This is a genomic window from Methyloterricola oryzae, from assembly GCF_000934725.1.
Lineage (GTDB): Bacteria > Pseudomonadota > Gammaproteobacteria > Methylococcales > Methylococcaceae > Methyloterricola > Methyloterricola oryzae.
Genome location: NZ_JYNS01000006.1, coordinates 90,131 through 111,391 on the forward strand (window position 1 = coordinate 90,131; position 21,261 = coordinate 111,391).

14 protein-coding genes are annotated in these 21,261 nt (G+C 52.6%); 1 reads left to right on the forward strand and 13 read right to left on the reverse strand.

What is annotated here, in order from left to right; all coding sequences use genetic code 11:
- Positions 1-10: 10 nt before the first annotated feature.
- The 6 genes from EK23_RS10100 to EK23_RS22475 form a co-directional block, all read right to left on the reverse strand.
- Positions 11-1,129, reverse strand: a complete 1,119-nt coding sequence (locus EK23_RS10100; protein WP_045225233.1) for a glycosyltransferase family 4 protein — start codon at positions 1,127-1,129, stop codon at positions 11-13.
- Positions 1,130-1,311: 182 nt separating this feature from the next.
- Positions 1,312-2,637: a glycosyltransferase family 4 protein gene (locus EK23_RS10105; protein WP_045225234.1), complete on the reverse strand. Its 1,326-nt coding sequence runs from the start codon at positions 2,635-2,637 to the stop codon at positions 1,312-1,314.
- The gene (locus EK23_RS10110) at positions 2,634-3,662 is read right to left on the reverse strand and encodes a glycosyltransferase family 4 protein (RefSeq protein WP_145998620.1); all 1,029 of its coding nucleotides are present in this window, start codon (positions 3,660-3,662) and stop codon (positions 2,634-2,636) included. Before EK23_RS10110 ends, EK23_RS10105 begins: the two co-directional genes overlap by 4 nt.
- An 84-nt stretch (positions 3,663-3,746) precedes the next feature.
- Entirely contained in the window at positions 3,747-3,968 is a 222-nt protein-coding gene (locus EK23_RS10115; protein ID WP_145998621.1) for a hypothetical protein, read from the reverse strand.
- A 76-nt stretch (positions 3,969-4,044) separates the two neighbouring features.
- Positions 4,045-5,214, reverse strand: a complete 1,170-nt coding sequence (locus EK23_RS10120; protein WP_045225237.1) for a glycosyltransferase family 4 protein — start codon at positions 5,212-5,214, stop codon at positions 4,045-4,047.
- Positions 5,211-6,893: a glycosyltransferase family 4 protein gene (locus EK23_RS22475; protein WP_045225238.1), complete on the reverse strand. Its 1,683-nt coding sequence runs from the start codon at positions 6,891-6,893 to the stop codon at positions 5,211-5,213. The genes EK23_RS10120 and EK23_RS22475 overlap by 4 nt, the downstream gene beginning before the upstream one ends.
- Positions 6,894-7,036: 143 nt before the next feature.
- On the opposite strand from EK23_RS22475, the gene EK23_RS10130 reads away from it, so the two are divergent.
- Positions 7,037-7,726, forward strand: a complete 690-nt coding sequence (locus EK23_RS10130) for a DUF4214 domain-containing protein (protein WP_082054092.1) — start codon at positions 7,037-7,039, stop codon at positions 7,724-7,726.
- A 9-nt stretch (positions 7,727-7,735) separates the two neighbouring features.
- Here EK23_RS10130 and EK23_RS10135 read toward each other — a convergent pair whose 3' ends face one another.
- The 7 genes from EK23_RS10135 to EK23_RS23275 all read right to left on the reverse strand — a co-directional run bounded on the left by EK23_RS10135 (position 7,736) and on the right by EK23_RS23275 (position 20,952).
- Positions 7,736-8,728 carry a glycosyltransferase family 2 protein gene (locus EK23_RS10135; RefSeq protein ID WP_200892135.1) on the reverse strand — a complete coding sequence of 331 codons (993 nt, stop codon included), beginning with the start codon at positions 8,726-8,728 and terminating at the stop codon, positions 7,736-7,738.
- 63 nt (positions 8,729-8,791) lie between these two features.
- Positions 8,792-10,015, reverse strand: a complete 1,224-nt coding sequence (locus EK23_RS10140) for a hypothetical protein (protein ID WP_045225240.1) — start codon at positions 10,013-10,015, stop codon at positions 8,792-8,794.
- Between the two features lie 30 nt (positions 10,016-10,045).
- Positions 10,046-10,906 (reverse strand): FkbM family methyltransferase, encoded by an 861-nt coding sequence (locus EK23_RS10145; protein ID WP_052808095.1) that lies wholly within the window; start codon positions 10,904-10,906, stop codon positions 10,046-10,048.
- Positions 10,907-11,218: 312 nt separating this feature from the next.
- Positions 11,219-14,083 carry a glycosyltransferase gene (locus EK23_RS22480; RefSeq protein WP_082054093.1) on the reverse strand — a complete coding sequence of 955 codons (2,865 nt, stop codon included), beginning with the start codon at positions 14,081-14,083 and terminating at the stop codon, positions 11,219-11,221.
- A 96-nt stretch (positions 14,084-14,179) separates the two neighbouring features.
- Positions 14,180-15,208: a lysylphosphatidylglycerol synthase transmembrane domain-containing protein gene (locus tag EK23_RS10155; RefSeq protein ID WP_045225241.1), complete on the reverse strand. Its 1,029-nt coding sequence runs from the start codon at positions 15,206-15,208 to the stop codon at positions 14,180-14,182.
- A 770-nt stretch (positions 15,209-15,978) separates the two neighbouring features.
- A complete protein-coding gene (locus tag EK23_RS23270; RefSeq protein WP_145998622.1) occupies positions 15,979-18,264 on the reverse strand; it encodes a glycosyltransferase family protein in 2,286 nt (761 codons plus the stop codon).
- Between the two features lie 18 nt (positions 18,265-18,282).
- Positions 18,283-20,952 (reverse strand): hypothetical protein, encoded by a 2,670-nt coding sequence (locus EK23_RS23275; protein ID WP_145998623.1) that lies wholly within the window; start codon positions 20,950-20,952, stop codon positions 18,283-18,285.
- Positions 20,953-21,261: the final 309 nt, after the last annotated feature.

Below are 21,261 nucleotides of genomic sequence, written 5' to 3' on the forward strand. Positions count from 1 at the left end.
CTCGGGAATCTCAAGGCCTGGCTGCCAAGACGTGGCGGTACAAACCGAGGTAACTTTCCGCCATTCGCCCGGCGGTGAAGTTCTCCAGATAACGCCGACGCGCATTGGAACCCCAACTTTCGCGATCTGTCTCCGAACCCGCCAGCCGATCCAAGGCTTGCCTTAGCGCCATCGGGTCCTCTGGAGGAACCACCAAACCGGTTTCCTCGTGGAGATTGACGTACGTAGTGCCAGTGCCGATTTCGCAGGTCACCAGCGGCTTGCTGAACATGGCCGCTTCCAGCAACGAAACACCAAAGGCCTCCGAACGGAGGTGGGAGGGCAGAAGCATGCCGCGGCACAGATGCAGCAAAGCCACTTTGTCCTTTTCAGGCAGTTCCCCGAGGAACATGACATTATCCATGTTGCTCGAAGCAGCCTCGGATTTAAGTTCGTCCAGGTTAGGGCCGCCACCCAGAATGACGACTTTGTGCACAGTGCCCCGGACTGCCTCCAACAGGTAGTGCAAACCTTTGTAATAGCGCACCACCCCGACGAAAAGGAAAAAATCGTCACCCAATTGTTTGCGCCAGTGATCCAGGCGCGACACATCCACTTTGGGATAGCTGTCCGGATCGATGCCAATGGGAATTACATGGGTCTTGTCGCTGAACGCCTGCAAAACCGGGCTGGTCGCCAGATAGTTGGGCGAGGTGGCGACAATGGCGTCGACGCTCCCGAGGAAGCGCTTCATCAGGGGGCGATAGAACATCATCAGGCGTTCCTGCTTGACGATGTCGGAGTGATAGGTCAAAACCGTAGGCCGATTGGGTCTGCCGAGAAGATGCAAAAGATCGGCGAACGGCCACGGAAAATGGTAGTGCACCACATCGGCCCAGGAAGCCAGTTCACGGAAGCGCAGCAATGAACTCAAGGAGAATCCGCAACCGGCCAACTCGAAATCCTGTTGGAACCACTGCAGTTCCACGCCATCCAGCTCCTTCACCGCCGATCGCGGATTGCGGCTCAGAGCGAAGATGCGGTTCTCGATACCCAATTGCCGACCGCCGATACAGAGCTGCCGCATCACCTCCAGCAGCCCACCGCGGCACTCGGGATAATATGTTCTATAAACCTGCAGTACGCGCAATGGCTCGTCCTAACTAAGTCGACCCGGTGGGAACTCCCGACCGGCATTCAGGCTTCTTGCTCCAACGGCAGTTCGCCCGAAGCGAACTTCCTCATTCCCATGCCCGGCGTGGGAATCGGAAAATCAATAAAGGTCCCAAGTGCGGAGCCCAAGGTGTGGGCTACCGATTTCCGCTGGGCCCATCAACCTGTAATGGCGTGAATCTCGCCCGAAATGGAGCTGACGAATTCCGCCTGTAATCCCGGATGCAGAAACTCCGACAGAGTATCCGCAATGCCATCGACAAAATCCAGCACTTGCCCGTAATCCCTGATGTTTTCCAGGAACACCAGCAGGTTTGCCGCGTAGCGTTCGGCTGAGCAATGCTCTTGCGCCCACTGGAAGCCTGCTTCCGCGACCTGCGCCCTGTAGTCCGTGTCGTCAACGAGCCTTAGCAAGGCCTCGGCCAGAGCGCCTTCCTCATCCGCCATATCGATCTTGACCACACACTCGTCCGGCAACTCGTCATAAGATCCGATCCGGGTGACCACCACCGGCTTCCCAAAATACAGTTGCTCAACCAGGGAACCGCTGCTGGACTCGATGGACGGAAAGCGCAGGTTGAGACAGATGTCGGCGGCCTGAACATAGCTGTGCAGTGTGTGGTCATCGATAAATCCGGTGAAACGGACCTGCTCCTGTAACCCCAGGCGTTCGGCCTGTTGCATCAGGCTCTCCGTCGTCGACTGCAGGACTGTTCCGCCAGCTACGACATAAAAGACCCGGCCGCGGAGTTCTGGGCTTTCCGCAATGACATTGAGGATCCTGTCGATACGCTTGTTGGCGTTGATAAATCCATGGGAGAGGAGCACCAGCCGATCTTCGGGCAGCCCCAATTGCGACCGCGAAAGCAGAGGCAAGTCGCCGTATTCGAAATGGGTAATGTAGAACGGGTGGTGCAGGAAACGCACAGGGACGGGTTCGGCTTTGGGCGCAACCCGGTCGAACGCCTCCTGGGAATGAACGACGAGGCCGGTTGCATTCCAGATGCACGGCTCAAACATGGGGAAACTGGCTATTCGGTCCGTTTCCCACACCGGATGCTTGCGCCGAATTGCCTTCAGAGCCTCATTCTTGGCTTCGTTGCCGTAATAATGCCTGAATACCTTGGCGTAGGCGGTCAATGATTCCAGCCCCGCCAGGTAGTGCCCGGCAAAAAAGTGATGCATGAATTTGTCATGCAAGATCACGACACCCCGAAGCCGCGCGTAGATCCAGTGGATCACCGAGTGAAAATCGGCATTGTTGCCCAGATTGTAAACCACGGCATCATATCCGCGCAGGGCCTCGACGCACGCGTCATCCGGCAACAGCTCACGGACCTTAAGCCCCGGGACAACAAAATTGTCGTCAAGACGCTCGGACCACAGATCCACCTGCGCCAATCCCGAAAGGGCGCGCGTTGCCGCCAGGGTGAATTTGGAGATGCCTGAGCGCCTGCTCAGGGGCGAGCACCAGGCGATCTTCATGAGGTGAGAGATTCCACCACGTGAGCCCACGACATGCCAAGGTCCCGCATCAAATCGAAACCCTGCCTGCCCATCCGCTCCGCCAGCGCCTTGTCGGCTCCCAAGGTATCGACGGCATCGGCGACCGCCTTTGGATCCGGTGGGCGCACCAGACCTGTCTCCCGGTCACTGACGAACTCCAGGGGACCGGCAGAATCCTCGCAGGTAATGACGGCCTTGGCGCAGTGCATCCCTTCCAGGGTCACGTAGCCATAGTCCTCGTCCTGCGGCACATAGAGCACCCCTAATGCGCCGGCATAAAGTGCCCGCTTCTGCTCTTCGGTGATCCGTCCGAGGATCTCGACCTGGCCTTCCAGACGATGGGTCTCAATCATTGACCGCAAGCGCGCGGCGTATTCCTCCGACTCGGGCGGGCCCGCCAGCACAAGCCGAACGCCGGACTTCACGTGGCGCATGGCCTCCACCGCCAGATGCTGGCGCTTTATCTCCGCCAGACGGCTGGGAAAGAACACATAGTCGCCGTATGCTCCAGGCTGAAGCAGATCCACGTGTGGAGGCGGGTGGTACAGGACTTCAGCGTCAATGCCGTTGAATTTTTTCAGTCGCGCGGCAACGGTCCTGGAATTGGCAAAAACCTTTTTAGCCTCTGGAATGTACGTATTGTCGGCGCGGATGATGCTCTCGCGGATGTTGTTGCCGAACGCCACGTCTTCACCCATGGCCCCGGGCTTCCACTGTTCATAGGCCAACCGGTGCTGATGCAGGATCCACAGCACCTTGTTGGGATGCTTGATGCAATAGGCCGGAAACTTGAGGCCTATCACCAAATCCACTTTCTGGCCGAAGCTCTCGGTGATATCCAGCAACCTCACCGCGAGGATCTGGTCCAGAATTCGGCGCGGCGGATTCCAGTTGAACGGGATGCGCACCAGATCGGCTTCATGTCCGGCGTCGCGCAAACTCGCAAGCAGATTGTCGGCATGATATTCCGCCCCTCCATGGACGAATGGCGCCTGCGTGTTCACGACCAGCACCCTCACGACGCCCCCCCCCACATCACGCCGCCCACAGGCGCTTGACGGTGAGCAGCCAGCAGCGGCGCATTACGGTCATTCCCCATCATTCAATCGAATCCCGTATCTAAGACGGAGGTAGAACCGCCGCAGGAAGGGCCCCGCCACGGGAATATGCTTGACGAACTTTTTCAACCGGAACCTCAGGTACATCATCCAGGGGTACAGGTCCTTTTCGGGCAAGGCGTCCCGACCCCGCTCGATCCCAAGATGCAGCAGGCGGTTGTTCATGCGCGATTGAATCAAGCGTGTATCCATGTTTGAAATGGCCGAGAATCAACAAAAGGGCGTGCCACCCACACTACAGAGTCCATAGCCACAATACATTGTCGCCTCACTGACCGGCGAGGCCGTGGTCCGCGGCAACTTGGCGATAAACAGCGAGGGTTTCCTCCACGAAGCGCGGCCAGGTAAATGCGGCCGCCCGGTTTTGCCCTGCCTCAACCGCGCGCCCCCTCGCCTGCTCGTCTTCCAAAAGCTGCTCCATCCCGTCCCGCAACGCCTCCTCTGCCATCGGGTCCACCAGCAGCGCCGCGCCACCCGCCACCTCCGGCAAGGAACTGCGATTGGATGTGATCACCGGAACGCCGCTAGCCATCGCCTCAAGTACCGGGAGGCCGAATCCCTCCGAAAACGACGGATAAGCAAACAGCCGTGCGCCGCTGTAGAACAGCGGGAGTTGAGCTTCTGGCACATACCCCAGATATTTGCATCGCCCCCTCGCCGCAAGCTCGGCAATTTGACGGTGAATCGCCTCACTCTTCCAACCGTGATCGCCTATCAACACCAGCGGATAGCGATCCTGGAGACTGGCGGGTAGCGACCCAAACGCAGCCAGCAAACCGCCAATATTCTTGCGCGGCTCGATCGTGGCAACGCACAGGCAGTATTGCCCCGGAGTGACGCCATATGCCCGCAGTTCCTCAAGCTCGGATTCAGCTCTCGGCGTGTACCGCGCATCAACCCCCAGATGGGTGACGCTGACCCGCTCCTTCGCAAGACCAAAGGTTTCAACCAGGTCCTGCCGCACATAATCCGAAACGACGACGATATGGTCGGAACGCTCGACCGCCGCCGGCAACTCGCGCCCCATGAAGGCGACGCGGTCAGCCGGATGAAACTCCGGATGGTGCACAACCGACAGGTCGTGAATGGTGGCGATCGTCGGTCCGTTGAACGGCACCATGTAAAAGTTGGGTGAATGATACAGGAAGCCCTGAAGCTTGCGCACTTCACGCGAGAACCTGTAACGGCTCGCGCGTTGATACAGTCTGCGCAGGACACCGCTGAAAGGCACATGGGCGATATTGCGCCTAAGCACAGCGGAAGGCCGCATGGGATCGAGCAGACTTTCTGGATCCTCGATCCAGCGCGCCATGGCAAAAAATCGCGCATCGATGCCTTCGGCCCGGCGCCGGCGCAAGCCCGCCGCCAGTTCATAGGCATAGCGGCCAATGCCGGTCAGCGGCTGGGAAATGGCGTCCACACCGAGGATAACCTTCATGGGGCGCAAACCCCCTCTGCTGCGCGCGCATCAGGCGGCCAAAAGGCACGCTGCAGATTGTCGGCCAGTGCAAGGCGTTCGCGCTCGTGGGTCAGGAGGTAGCCAATGCAAGCCGCCGCCTCATGGGCGTCGGCAAAATAAAGGCCACAGTTCCGCGCCCTACACTCGGTCGTCAACAAGTCGCAACTCTCGGGTACCAGCAGCGGAAGAACATAGCGTCCGGCAGCGGCAAGCGCAGCCCACTGATCCATGGGACCGGATACCCAAAGCAGGGCTGCCTCTCCCATCTGCGACTCGGTCAGCCAGTCGGCCATAACGATCAGTGGCGCCTGACCAGTGTAATACAGCGGCAGCAGTTGCAACGCCTCCGCAACGAGCGTGTCCACGTGCGCTCCCAAGCAAGCAATAAGCTTCTGCTCTGACTGCTCTGATCCTGCAACGGCGGCTGGGCTTTCGAGAACATCTGAGTACAGGTGCTCCAATTTATCCACCTGCATTTGAAACGAATTGTCCCGCATCCTTTCTCGCGCGGCCTTGCCAAATGCCTCGATCAACTCCGGCGCTTCGATCAAGGCGTCCATCTTTTCGGCCAGATCGGCGGAATTCCCGGCCTCGAACAGATAGCCCGTCTTGCCATCCTCGACCAATTCGGGAATCCCTCCCAAGTTCGAGGCGATGACCGCCACGCCGCTGGCCATCGCCTCGGTGATCGACACTGGCTGGTTCTCCGGCCAGATGGAAGGCAGCACGAATACATCCGTCTCCCGCAGAACGCCGGGGATATCGCTATTGGTCAGCTTTCCCCTGAAATGGAGCAAGGCCTCGCAGCGATGCTGGCGCAACTGCTTCTGATATTCGGGCAACTGGCCCCCATCACCGACCAGAGTCACCTCCATACGACTCCGATGGCGAAGCAACGGGAGAGCGCCTAACAACACATGAACACCTTTATGTCGTCCAAACGTTCCAATGAAGGTGAACCGAACCTTTCCCGCAACTGGATTCCGGCTCAAATTGGTATAACGTTCCAGATCAAGGCCATTCCAGATCACCCGCATCTTTCCTGCCGGGAAACCGGCGCGCAGATACGCATCCGCCAAGTACTGGCTGGGTGACACAAATACATCGACTTCGCGCATCATGAGAGAGAAGTAATCCTGACGCAAATGGATAGGGACATGGCGGCCCCCTCCATCAAGCACCTCCGATTGACACCCGCTGCAGGCGCTGAAATCGGAACACAGCGTCTCATCGGCTTTGACGAGCGTGTTTCGCAGACAAAACCCCCAATGATCATGGAGCGTCATCAGCGTCCGCGCGCCGAACTCCCTCGCCATCCTGATGATCCTTAGCGAGAGCCCGGCCAAATTGTGAAAGTGAACGATGTGAGGTCGAAAATCGATCAGCAGCTTTTCAAAGTATTCTTCGACTCGAGGCTGAGCAAAATTGACGGCTTCACTGCGGCAATCAGCCTGGGTCAACAGGACGCGAAAAACGTCCAGACCCTCATAGCGGTCGATGCTCAAATCATGTCGCGGCGTTGCTTGGGCGCGTTCACCGGCAAAGACTCGAACGTCGTGCCCTCTTTGCTTCAGCACCAGCCCCTGATAGTGCGCCACTAGCTCGGCGCCGCCAACAAAATTCGGCGGATAGGCGTTACAACAGAGAAGAATACGCACCAGTTACAGCTTCAAAATGCTTTATCATCGTGCGGCAGGGCACGCAACGGCACATTGCGAACTGAAAATCCAACAGCTTGCTCTTGCGGTAGGCTCACGTAGGCCAGCTTTATAGCACGTTTCCAACCATTGCCGTCGACGATATGAATTCAGACTCGCCTGAGCCGATTAGAACCGAATCCATTATGCGCTCGGTGCGCAACAATGTTGAACTTAAGAAGATCGTCACGGGATCGCATTTACCCTCCCCTCCTGGGAAGCAACTCCCGCCATCGCCCAATAACGACTCACTGCCATCATCCGAAACTCATGTCGAATTGCCCGAGTTTTCTCGCAAGAACGGCTACGCCGCTGAAGAACTCCTGCGATTCAATGACAAGGCGTTCATACGATGCGCCTACTTGGCCGCCCTCAATCGCGATCCAGATATAGAAGGTAGCGCTTATTACTTGGAGCAGATTCGACTGGGTCGCTTGGAAAAAATCGAGGTCCTAGGGCGACTGCGTTATTCTGCAGAAGGACGAAGGCAGGGAGTAACGATCAAAGGCCTTACGGCTCGCTTTGCCTTGCGCTTAGCCATGAGAATTCCAGTTCTTGGTTACGTTCTGGAATCCGCATGGTTGCTGTTCACTTTGCCGAGCGTGGCACGCAAACTCCGCGCGCTGGAAGCCGCGCTGCACGAGGAAACGTCCCGACTTACCGAAATGATCGAGGCTCATAAATTACAACAGCTGCAAGCGACCCACGCCATCGCGAAAGCCTTGGACGATCATCTCCATAACGGATCTGGAGTATCCTCAGTGCCTGATGCTCCGCACGAAGACGTCCCTTAACATTAAGAGCTAGGTTCGAGTTGGACGCCAGCGTCCGTCTTTTGTTGCCCGATCCAGTGAAATTCGACGGATCAGCCAGTCTGGAAGTCGATCATGCCGGCCCCCAAGATAGAACCCGAATTGCTGGAAGAAATTATGGACCGGCGAGCGAAGCATCCAATATACGTGTTCGAGCGCCTTTCCCAGTCCAATAGAATAGGTCCAATCATATTGCGTCCGCCGGAAAGACTCCGTTAGTGCCGTCATAAGCGTAGGACAAGGGTCAAAGTTGAAACCAGCCTTCAACGCAATAGCCTCATCGAATGCCCTGCGCGCACTCTCCACTACAGAGTATTGATGTGAGTGAAAAACTGCAGCCTCATCGCAGTACGCCTTAGCGTAACCCGCCTCGATAACCGTACGTGCCCAGTGTTGATCTTCCGCATAATCCACATCAGGAAACGGAAATTTCTCCCAGACACTCCGACGGATACAGGCATTGCTATTCGAGAAAAAATGCAGAACCCGTCGATAGCGCTCGTCCGATCGGTAGCGCTCGGCGTCGTCGAGCCTAAGCATGCGAGGCCACTTCAGAAACTTGTCGAAATGTGCACTCAGGTCACGGGCTGTGTACGGATCGGCCTCAGGGTAAGGTAGTTGCCGACCGAACGCGCCGGCGACGTCGTCCCGCTGCTCGACAGCAGCGACCAACTTTGAGAGCCATTGACGACTCGCCGGTAGCGCATCCTGCGTGAGAAGCACCACGAACTCACCCTCCGTGAGCGAAATGGCTAGATTCCGCGTACGGCCATGACCAAAATCCTCGGCAACAATCGAATGCACTCTAATCCCCCGTTGCCGGCAATACTCCAATGTGCCGTCAGTCGAGCTTGAATCCACTACCAGTATGTCATACCGCCAAGCCACCTCTTGATCGGAAAGGGCTTGTAGCACAAGCTGAAACACCCTTCCCCCATTCTTTGTCGGTATAACGACTATGGCCTTTGTTCCTTCAGTCATCATGCCGACAATCGGTTTGAACCAATAACAACCTAGGAGAAATCTACAACTGCAAGCAATTGCAGATCACCTATTCAAATATTTCTTGATATTATACTTCTTGATACGGCGCAACCATGGCTTCGACTCGATAATGGCCTGAACGCCATTATCGAGCGCAGCTTTCAAATCATCCGGAGTGACGACTCTCGGCTCCAGCCCATATTCATTATCCCAACTAATAACCGCGGACAGAAGGTCTGGATTCTTGTGAAGGGACGCAAATGTCAGATACTCGAGATAATCAACACCATATCCTTTCCAAAACCCGTTGTATGCCACACCACCATATAAATACGTCCCCAAATTGATCCAATAATCTTTCGTTTTCGTCGATGAGAGCAACGATCTATCAAAAGTGAAATTGCCAGGCTCATCATACGATTTACAGGAGCTAGACTTTGGCATTAATACTCGTATTCTCGGATCATGAACCTTGAGACCGAGCGAACGCAATAATTCTGGGGTAAGCACAACATCATCATCGAGCACAGAATGAATCGCACTGCTTAACTCAATAGCCGAAAGCCACTTTGCAGCAAACGCATTGTTTATATCGAAAAAAACGAACTTATGAAAATCGGGCAAATAAACCTCCGCGACGTTGTGCGCACTCCTCAAAATCATGGACTCGCGCATATAAACCCCGGGGAAACTTGCGATACGACTTGGTAGCGCCAACCTATCTGCGACCAATCTCCTGAATAATTCATGCGATGGCCCGCATAAGAGAGCGAGTGGAGCCTTCGACGTGAATAGCCTACCAATCGCCTTCTCGGCATCAGCATACCAATCCGCATCATTCCCGTCACAAAACACCATATTGGCCAACAAAAAATCAAATATACGAAGCACGTCGGAAGACACAGGCTCCGCTTTACTAAGTACAAGTACTTTTAACCTATGCTGCACATTAATTTTAAGATAATACTCACCGGGCCTGTTAAAAATGATCTGCTTTTGCCCATTGAGTATAGGTCTTGCTGGGTTAACGGACCGCCTATGCTCTCCAAAAATAGGCTCGAAAAAGGAAATGCTCTCGATACGCTCGGAAGAACTTATCGCTTCACCCGCATATAGGATTGGATATCCATTGCCGCCCAAGTCATAGGAAATTCCGTCTCCCTCCATAATAGACCCGCTCGCACTCCTCCCGAAAAATAGCAAAACAACGCAAAACCCAAGGAAGAGCCAAAGCCGCCCCCTCCCAGAGACTACAAAGTATTCGAAACCATGATCAGCGGTATTCATATTGCTTTGGTTCTTCGCCTTAGGGCTTTGCTAGACTGCGAATTTCGCAAGAACGTTTATGCTTCCCCCCTTAGGGATCAGTCGCGCCAACGCGACAGGATCGTCCGGCAACGGGCTTCCATCGCTCACGGAATAAAACCGGTATCCATGAGAATGCAATATTCCAGTCAACTCCTGCAAAGTAGTCCCGCATTCCTGCAGCACATGAGGCGCAAGCTCCATAACAATCGATGGATGCCATCGCGACAGTGTTTCACTACCTCCCTTCAACATATCGGACTCATGCCCATCAATATCCAGCTTTATGCAATCCACTCTATCGATTCCGATTGAGTTCACTACACTGTCTAAACATCGAACTGCCGCCCCAGAGATCGGCATAAGTCGTCCTTGATGAACGCCATGTAGAGCCTCGTCATATTTCAATGGCCAGCTTGAATATAGCCCAGGTGTGTCCCGACTTTTCGATTCAGAGCCTACAAGCATCAATTGATTGCAGCTAATCTGCATCCGCAATTGTGGGTTAAGTTCGCAATTCTGCATCAGCTTAGAGAACGCATAGTCGGTCGGTTCAAACGCAATTACCCTGCCCTCACTTCCGACCGCTTCCGCCAACAAAAGTGTATGGGCTCCAATGTTGGCGCCAATATCCAAAACCACATCGCCCTTCTTGATGATACGCTGATAAGCGCGAACCGTTTCCGGCTCGAAACTCCCTAGCAACCAAATAGCAAAGTCAATCCCCTCACGCAAATCGAGGCGCCACCTAATCCCAGCGCGGGTAACCTCCGTCAGGGGACCTTTTCCTAGAACGCTACGAAGCGTCATAACGACTGATTGAAGCACGCGCGCAAGCGCAATTTTTTGTTTTGTATTCAGGTAAAAAAGCATCTTTCAGCCTTCTAATTATGGTAGGTGAACAGCCAAACTTTCATACGCGACCCACGCAAACTCTCGATACAAGGCGCCGGATTGAACACTAAGTTGGCGCTATAAGAAGTTCCAACAAAAGATTGAGAAAAACTCACACCCCCTCACAGGCGCCCCGGTTTTGCTCACATCTCAACATAAAATACTCCGCATTAGCCCCATGCATACTCAGAGGACGCTTATCTATGCCTTTCGTTTTACTCAACTCTGCACTGAGCGATTCGTCAGTTCCTCGTTGTCGGTATATCGCGTTGACTATGCTATTGTCACGCGCTAACCAGCAATCTCGGCAAGAACAAACCTCCACTGAGACAAGAATCGATCATGGTTAAAGGTGTCCATAGCCGTTTCCCTTGAGGCCTTCCCCATACGCGTCGCTGACGCTGGATTTTTTAACAGGAAACGTAGCTGTTCTCCGGCCTCCTGTGGCTCGGTTGCGATAAATCCATTGACACCATCGCGGATAAACATATCAACATCATGATTCCTAGCGCTCACGGTAGCCAAGCCACACATCATCGCCTCACCACGGGAGCGCGGCATTGGTGATCTTAGTGTTGGATTAAAGTAGATTGAGTATTGCCGAATTGCATCGACGTATGCTCTAAATCGGCATTGAGCATATTCATTTCCTTTCCTCACATGCGGGAAGCTGGGCTCGTCAACCACAAGCCCCACCGGCTGCTGATCGGCTGAGAGGCTCTTTGTTGCCTCTTTGAAAAAGTAGTACCCCCGATAATAAGGGCGCTCCTTCATGCTTCGCCCCAAGGTCAATATTCCTTTTTCTCGGGTAGCTTCGGGAAATTCGGTTGGATCAAATCCTTGCCAGATCACCCGCGAATTTTTGAACCGCCATTCTTTCTCAGCCTGATGGGAATTACAAATAATCAATGTATCATCCATAAAGTCGACAAGCCGTTGCCTAGACTCCTCAATTTCATGACATAAATCGGGGCCATCGTAAAACGAGTGATACATGCCCCGAAACTGAACAGTACCATGACAGACCGCGACCTTCGGTAAAGGAATATTCTCCATGAAGTACCTAAACGATGCCCCCCAGTTCTCGGATAAAACACCGTTTGTATTCTGCCAGTCGAGCACATTTTCATCAAAATGCAACAGCACGGCATCGTACGCCCGAAAGTCAACTTTATCCAATTCCACAAACGCCGCGTTGGCGGGCAGAGCACGATAGTTGTAGTCCCATTGTTCGGTAAACCCGGTAAGCGGAATATCCTTTGACCGCGCCAGATCGAAGCGATGGCCAAGCTTGTAGATTTCATACTGGTGGGATGGATGCCACCTATAGGTCAGTAATCTGAGTGGCCGTTGCTTCTTGATGCTGAACCGCGGCAATTCCGGTTTCGTCAGTCGTTCGCGCAGTTGGACGGTATTTTCCGTGGGCTCACAATGGTGAGCTGCGAGCCAATTTTCCAGGCGGCTATGGGTAAACAATACCCAGCGTCTCGCGACAAGTTCAAGATCTGGATGCTTTGACAGAAGGCGAGCAAAATTGCGTTCCGATCGAACCGGCAATTTAGACGGTTCAGAATTCGGTGGATGGGAAATGTGCACCGTGAACGCGTGTGGATTACAAAAAATGCGTGCGCCCTGCCTATAGAACTGGACCCCCAGATCTATATCCTCCCAACCAAATCCGGATTCTGGATCGCGCGAGTATCCAAAGTCTTCATCGAACCTCACCCGATCGAGCCAGGTTCGTTTGAAGGAAAGGTTGCGGGTAATGCAGTTTAGGAATCCATGATAGTTGATTGGATCTTGCAGGTCAGCCTGACTCAAGACCAAATTTACGTCACGTCCCAATTCGGCGATCTTGAGCTTTGCTGGGGTTGACCCTGTCTCAATGTTATACGGCCCGACAACAACGTCGGCATTCTGAATGGCATGTGCGAATGCATGTTCGGTCAAGAAGGCACGATTAGGGATGCAGTCGCAATCCATTACGAATACTATGTCGCCATTAGCTTGGGACATGCCAATATTCCGAGATGCACAATTGCCGAGGTTTTCACTATTCCGGTGCAAGCGCCAAACAACGGGTTGGAACGATGCCGGCCGAAGGCTACTACCAGCATCTATCGATTGGCTGAAAACTTCCAACGATTGATCTGGGCTCGAATCCTCAACAGCTATAACCTCAACGGCCCCAGGAAAGTCCTGGCCACATATCGCTTGCACGAATTCAGGTATTTCTTGCTCTTTCTTGTAGAGTAATGTGACAACGCTAACACTAGGAATTATTCCTAGATCTGATACATCAAGGACTTCTATCTGGGAGTCTTGTGCACACAATACATTGATAAATCCGTTAGTTTGGATCGGCCATGTCGTAAAACTCACTTCTATCCTACGTAGGTCGCTTTGGCGTCCGTGATTGCGTCGCTCACTCCTGTCCATAAGTTTGAACAAACTAAGCCACGAAGGTTTATCCGTCGTTTCCGTAGGATCTAGCTGATTAAGGTCGACCCGCAATACCCCATCAGGAGTGTTATATGGAATGCGGCATTCCGACGATCCAAGAAAATGCCGCATGCCCTCGCCCTTTTCGTAAAAACATATTCGGGCACGAGCTGGCACAGAGGATGAAATTGGGAACTTCAAGGCAATGGGGTTGTTTCGTGCACTGAGAAATTCAAACGTTAGAGTTTGACCGCACTCGAAAACCTGCGTTGAAAAGCCCGCCTTGTTACGTGGGTGCCGTGAAATGAGGTGGCCATCCTCAAAATATTCCAGGTAAAACCAAGGCTTAATCAACCGAACCCGTGAATTTGACGTGAATAACAAAGTGGCCCACCACGGTATCGAACGACGTTCATTACTCCCGACGAATCCATAGATGTTTTCGCTCAACTGCTTGAAGCCGCATTTTGCTGCGATCTTGGCCAGCGCCCTGATTAGCACAAGGCGCGATACTTCAACACTAACCAGCACAAGCCTCGCCGGCTGGGGTACCTCGGTGTACAATACATTGGTGGCATGAAATACGCGTTCCCAACGTGTCCAGATATTATCAGCGTCCAGGTTCATAGATAAAAAAGATGGTCGTTGAACTGCACCTCCATCATTGTCTGGCCGCGGAGTACCGACCAGTTCCAGGTAAATCACGTGGTGCATTAATATAGAAGAATCTTGCTTTGAGCCGTGCCTCAACTGGGGGAAAATACGAAATATGCGCTCACGGCTCCTCAGCCCAAAAAAAGAAATTTACTTTCAGCCGTCCACATCGCACTCCCCGGGCGAGGCTTTCGGACTTTTCGCGATATATAGCCATCCTCCAAGAATCCCCCAAACCGCAAAGGCCAAGAAGAACAGCACCGAATAGACAATAGCTTGTTCTTTACCAATTCCGACGCCTTGTCCGGAAGTCTTGCCGAAAAGCCCGAAAAGCACGACAAAGGCACCCTCCCTTACTCCATGCCCCCCAATGCTTATTGGCACGGTCGCAACGAAGATAGCAATTGTCAAAATCAACACAAGGGAAAGCGAATCAAGTTGGAGATCCATCGCAAGGCCAAGAAGGATGCCAACCGCGCACACAAGGATATATGTGACGATCCCGTAGGCGCCTGCCAGCAAGGAATCCTTGAGCGCTCTACCATGTTGATGAAATCCTTTGATCAGCAACTCAATGATGTGCCGGTTAGGAATCCTTTCCCATAAGCTTGGACATACCCGACGGAAGAAATCAGGCGGTGTTAATGCAAGAAGTCCGACGCCGAACACCACCGCGCCTAGCATGGCAAGCAGCCAATAGCTAATGCCCATTAACTCGGAGCTCGCCGACAGGTTACTTAATTGAGCGACTATCGAAATCAGAGCACCAATGGCCATCACCACAATACCGACAAGCCGGTCCATTAGAACAGATAATGCGACGTAGGTTTTTTTACTGGGAGCGTAACGCACCGCATAAATAGTCTTGATAACATCTCCGCCTACTGCACCTGGCATGAACAGATTGAAAAACTGGCTTATCAAGATAAGACTAAAGGCAGACGCTAGGGCGATATCGATCGTCTGTACCTTCAACAAGTACCACCACCTTACGCTGCTAACAAATTGAGCTGACCCGCCGACCATCAAGGCAGCTAAAATCCAGGCCGGATTGACTGTGCTCCAAATTGCGGCGAAGACAGCCCAGTCAACCTTTGACGACAAAAAACCGAGAAGGCTAATAGTGACGGCGACTTTAAGCAATCTAACGGCACTGCCTTTTAGATCGTTTCTAGAGATGGCCATAGGAATCTATTATGTCTTTCCCAAAGAGAGACGCGTCACTCCTTCTGGTAAGGAAGTGGAGACCAATATTATCTCTTTTGCGCAAAGAGGTTAGTGCATTAATTTTTCTTGAGTTCATTACTTAAAGCGACTTTCTGTTCAGGGGGAAGTGGCAATTAGATCTACGCGAAGATGAACCAAACAGCAGTTAAGGAAGGGTCAGCAAGCAATAGCTTGGTCCTTGGCAAGAATTCGCTAAGGGCATCGTAACAGCAAGCTAGAGCACGCCGATTCCTCAAAATTCACTGTTTGAATTCCGCCACATTTCGTCGGGCTATCGCTCATTCGTACTTGCCACGCGTGGACAACCTTGGCTAAGCGGCAAAAACTGACTCACGCACGACAACTTCGCCTGTCACCACAACGCCACACCGGTCCAATTTTCGGCTCCGCACAGTACCTTGCAGATCGCTCAAATTGCGCGACGGCCACCACAGACGCGGGTCTTCCTAGTTAAAAAATGCTCAGAAAAGGCCCATCCCGCAGCTTTCTTTCCATATCTCAAAAGTTTATAGTTCACAAGGTGATTTATAGCATCCTAGAATTGCCGACTATCGCCAAAATCAGCAATTTCCTTCACGCGATTGCCCTGCGAGTTCTATCCGGAATGCATATCAGAAGTTACATTATTGATCAAATAGCGGCACCATTCGTGCGACGCCGGCTGACTAACTTGTGACAAATTCCATGCTCAGTACGACGTCACGTCCCTGTCAATCGCATACAGACATCTAGAGTTCAATTAGCTTTTTTATTACCGAATAACTCGTACCGGCGAACCCCAGGGCTTCGTTAGGGTCGACACAAGCTAACACAAGTCGGTCGCCTTTGGGCATTTCGCCCTTCCAGACCAGATAACGTACCCGCCCACCGAGTGAGTTGCCGCTACGATCAATACCGTGAATTAGGAGGGTTGGAGGTTCAGTGTCTCTGAAATCATCAGCGTACCAGTCATTTGGCAACCCTTCGCGCACCCGCGACGCATCAACACGCAACGGCATGATCGATGACTTGCCCGAGTTTAGAATTCCGAAACTGATTGACTCCTTATCCAAACGAAGTAAATTCGTTTCATATGGCGATTCGCACGACTGTGGAACCCGCAATGGTAATAATTTTGCGAATCCTAGAGCTTGCGTGTGCGGCAAAAGAGTCGTCAATACGATAAACCCTCCTAACCATGTAGCGAGTGAACTACAAAATCGTTCCCCGGAGATGAACATGCGCTTCTCCAGGTACGGTGTCTGAGTCAATCGTGCTCCTCGCAATGGAAATCCTTTCATCACTGCCACGGCCCCGACCGCAACGAGAACCACCCGGCCGCCGATAGTTGCCGCGAATATCCGCTCTCCGCCATCAGCAAACAGCAACGGCCCCACCAGGATTTCTGGAATGCAAATAGCCAGTAACAAGCTAGCCCAAGACGCCCGCCATTGCTTGATACACACATAGAATCCACATAAAAAAAGAAAGCAGACAAGAGCCCCAACCGGACCCTCGAACCCGAGACTGGCCATCTCAGGAATATATCGCTGAATCTCACGCCAATACGTTGCTAACAGCACCCCTGGCTGTTCCTGAATATTTTGCAAAGCAATCCGGTAGATGGCCCTAAAGGCCACCGATTCAGGAGTTTTGGCGTCAAAAAGTTCGGGATGGTCAGCATACGCCTCTGCCCATGTCTCGCCCCCCTTCGACAGTCGGTAAAGCGTGGTGGAAAAATTTCCGAATGTCGCTGAACTGTCACGCCCTTGCAAAAATAGCAACAGCCATTGCCATGCAAACCCTGAGACTAAGGCCACTAATAGGCCGAATGCTCCCGCTATTAGCTTTCGATGCTTATGCCATAAGACCCACATCGCCCATAGAAAAAGTGACGGAATAACGACCATTGCCCCCGCTCGCGCGACCAGCGCCAGGCTCATGAACGCAAGCCCGAGGAAAATCTGGCGGCGGGAAGCTACCATACTTCCGGAAACAAGCAATGAAATCGCACAACACCCGAATGCCATCCCCGGTACCTCAGTCATAACCACACCGAACGCGTACTGCGATGCGAATACAAAAAGCAAGCAGTACACTAAAACGGCGCCAAACCGGCCAGTCCAAGGGTAGTATGCCACTGAGAGCGACGCTATCGATAAGGAAACTATTATGGATTGTGCGAGAAGAGTCGCCCAAAAATTCCAGCCCGTCACACTCAGCAACGTAGAAAGCATGCTCGGATAAATAACCCGTCGCCCGCACCAGTCTGCGATATTAGATGCCCAGATCGCTTTTCCGTCTTGGAGTAGAACGGCACACTGCCAGTAGTTATTTGCGTCACTAACCGGAAGAAACCCGGAAATCCCCAACCAGTCACTATTGCCTGAGTACCATTGATAACCAAGTGAAACGACACCCGTGATGATTGCACCTCCGGTCACGAGGGCGAGCGATGTTCCAGATATATGTACCCTCCGGATCCCCGTCGTTGCGCAAATCAGCACCGAATGCCGGAAACCGGAACTAACCATCCATCCCAGAAAAAGCAATAAACCACTACAAGCCCATAATCCCGGGATCACCCTCGCAACGCCATGAACTGTATAACGATATCCATTACTACGGGGATCGCTCCCGTCGGAGCTGGAGAAGTAAAGCTCACGGTTCCAATGCTGGAAGGCGCCCTTGCCAATTCGCCTGATTTTTTCATGACTCCTGTGCGCCGGGCCCAGTTCACGACCTTCCTCGAACAACCTCAGCGTGGAGGCGGTTCCCCTACGACCGTCGTCTCCCCGGAATTCATACGGAAAAGTAACTGTGTCACGAATTCCAACGGTAAAGGCATGCCCTTCAAGGTGAGATATTTTTTTGGCTTTTAGAGTTAGCTCTATATTGGGCGCGGCAAATTCCGCGATGCCTAAAAATACGAATAAGGTAACCGCGACAACAAGCGATAAGGCTTTTAACGATTCGCCCAGGCTCAGGCCGGGCCGCATCCGCAAATCAAGGAAGCGCAACCAAAAAGAATTCATTTCGAACTCAGCCGGTTACTAATTCGAAACAGGCTTTATTTCATGTATCTCATAGTAATGAGCGCCCGCAAGATCCACCCAGGAGGTTACCGACACACACAGCCCTAAAAGACCCGAATTTACAGGGAGTAATCCATGCCACAAATACCGCGCCGGCTCACGAAAGCCAGACGTAGAGCGATCAATCCCTTGAATCAAGGTAATCGGCGCCGAAAGCGAGATAAAATCATTAGAAAACCAAGTTTCTGGCATGCCTGATCTCAACGTTTCTGCACCGATACGGAATGGAATGACACTTGAATGCTTTGCCTCAGAAACGATGGAGAACGTCAAGGTATCTCTGTCAATTCTTAAGATTTTCCCAGCATATGGCGCATTACAGGAAATCTCTCCTAGAGGGGTCAACTCAATCGGTCGCACTAATGGTGTATTCGGAATTAATACAAGAGCGACCAAAACAACGCCAAGCCCGAGTGCAAATTTGGGCCCAACCGTATCAAATTGGTAGCGATAGGTACTGCTCGCGCCTACAGTCGAATTTAAGCAACAGATCTTTAACATCAATTTTACCGCATAGCTGGCACCAGCGGCGACAAGAACGGCGCGGAATCCGACAGTTGCGGCGAACAACCTGGGCCCGCCGTCACTAAAGAGCAAGGGCGCTGACATGAACTCAGCCAGTAGCGCCACCAGAAGCAGCGACGATGCGCTCTCTCTGTACCGCCGAAGACTCCTTATTAAACCAAGAAATAAGAAAACGATCAGGAGATAACGAAAAGCCCCATTTACCCCAAATACGAAGAAATTTTCAGCTGCTACTTTCGCCTCTTTAATATAAGCTAATAAAATCGTTTGCGGATTATTTATAATATTATTAAAGGCGATTCGATATAACGATCTAAATGCATCTTGCTCGTTTATCGAACCATTGAACAACTCTGGATGATCGGAATAAGCTCTCGCCCAATTGTCTGCGCCAATCGACAGCCGGTATAGTACCGTAGAAAAGTTCCCACCGGCAGCGCCGACCTTGAGCCCCTGCGCCTCAACAACCAGCCATTGCAATAGGAATCCCGCCGCGGTTGCCAGAATCACGTAGGTCAAGCGCTTTTTGAAAGACCCTTCGCCGCGCCGCCACCATAGTATCCAGACAGCTAAAACGGGCAATACTGGTATGGCGCCCGCGCGCGCAAACATTGCCGTACTCAGCAGAGATAACCCAAATATTGCCGCAAATAAGGACTTATTTGCGACCCCGGAAACCAACATCGCGATACCCGTCGTTCCAGCCGCGAGGCCAAATACCTCCGTCATCGTGACGCCAATTGCGTGCTCGCTCGCGTACAGCAGCAACAAAACGAAGGTTAATAACGCGCCGATGATTCCTAGCTCCCGCATGCAGACGACACTAAGCGAAAGAATCCCTAGTACTATCAGAATTGCTTCGATGACGTATGTGAGCCATGGATGGAAATTGGTTACTGCCATTATCCCAGCCAAAAAGCTGGGATAGATGCTCCGTCGACTACACCATTCTCCGACAAGCGGTGGCCATACCCCGCCATTCGAAAGAAATTCAGTGGCGCAAATCCGATACCCGGACGCATCACTTACCGGAAGAAAACTAGCCACAGCGATTGATACGGCGCGGCCGGCATGCCACCTATCAAATAGAACCGTGCACACAGTACCTACAGCGACCAAGGCCGAAATGACTAAAGTCTTTGGTGAAACAAGCGTCGGTGTTGATATAGAAAACAGTGCTCGACCGATGATTTGCCGAATGGCGCCTGTTGAAAGAGCGGCCCACAAGGTTAGGCCACACGCCAGAAGTATGAGCTGAGGCCAGATCCCGGCCTGTGCCCGCACTATATAGGCACGTCCGTTGCGTCTTGGATCTGACCCGTCCGATGTCGAAAAATATACGGTCCCATTCCACAGCGAAAACCTGCCGCCGCCCTGCCCACGAATCTCGTCATGAAGGCTATGCGACGGCCCAAGGGCCTGGCCCTGTTCCAGTATTTCAAGACTAGACTGCGTTAACGTGCCTTCCTCGTCACCACCAAAAGAATAGGGAAACCCGACGCGTGGCGGCATGGAAAAGACATACGCGCGTCCAACTTCCGAGGCTATCTGAGAGGGCTTGATTCGGAACTCAAAAGTCGGGGCAGTGAGCCAATAGATTCCAATTACAGCGCTTGTCAGTAGCGCGAGTGCCCGACCAAATCGCAGCCAATACATCCACAGCACATGAAAAGCAGATATCCAATTGCAGCCAAGCATGGATCTTCTAACGGAAAATACACTCCGCTTGATGTGCTGTCGTGTAATATCGGCTGAAAAAATCGCCCACAAAATGAGAACGGCCGCCAGAAGTATAAGATGAGGCCACATTTCCGCTCTGACCCGCACTCTGTAGGCACGTCCATTCTTTCTTGGATCTGAGTCGTCCGATGCCGAAAAATAGACGGTACCGTTCCAATGCGAAAACCTACCACCACCCTGCGCACGTATCTCATCATGAGGGCTGTGCGATGGACCCAGCGCCGTGCCATCTTCCAGAATCTCAAGATTTGATCGCGTTGAATTACCGTCCTCGTCACTTCCGATAAAATAAGGATATCTGACGCCCTGTGGCATGGAAAAGATATACGCGCGGCCGTCTTCTGCGGCAATCTGAGAAGCCATAACCCCGAAGTCAATCGTCGGCGCCGTGATCCAAAAGAACCCAATAACAGCGCTGGTCAAGAGCGCGAGAACCCGACCGAATCGATACCGATTTACCCAAAAGACATGAAACACAGACGTCCGCATAGTGTCAGCCAGGAAGCTTCTTATAAACCATCATTTACAAATAACGGCTGATCGCGCTTTTTTCGGTCCCGACGTCAAGCAATAGGTTTCCATTCCACTGCATTTCCTCCTGTTTGCAGCGATCATTACAATTCCCACATATGGGCATATGCATATGCTTGACGATTAATCAAAAATAGTCTA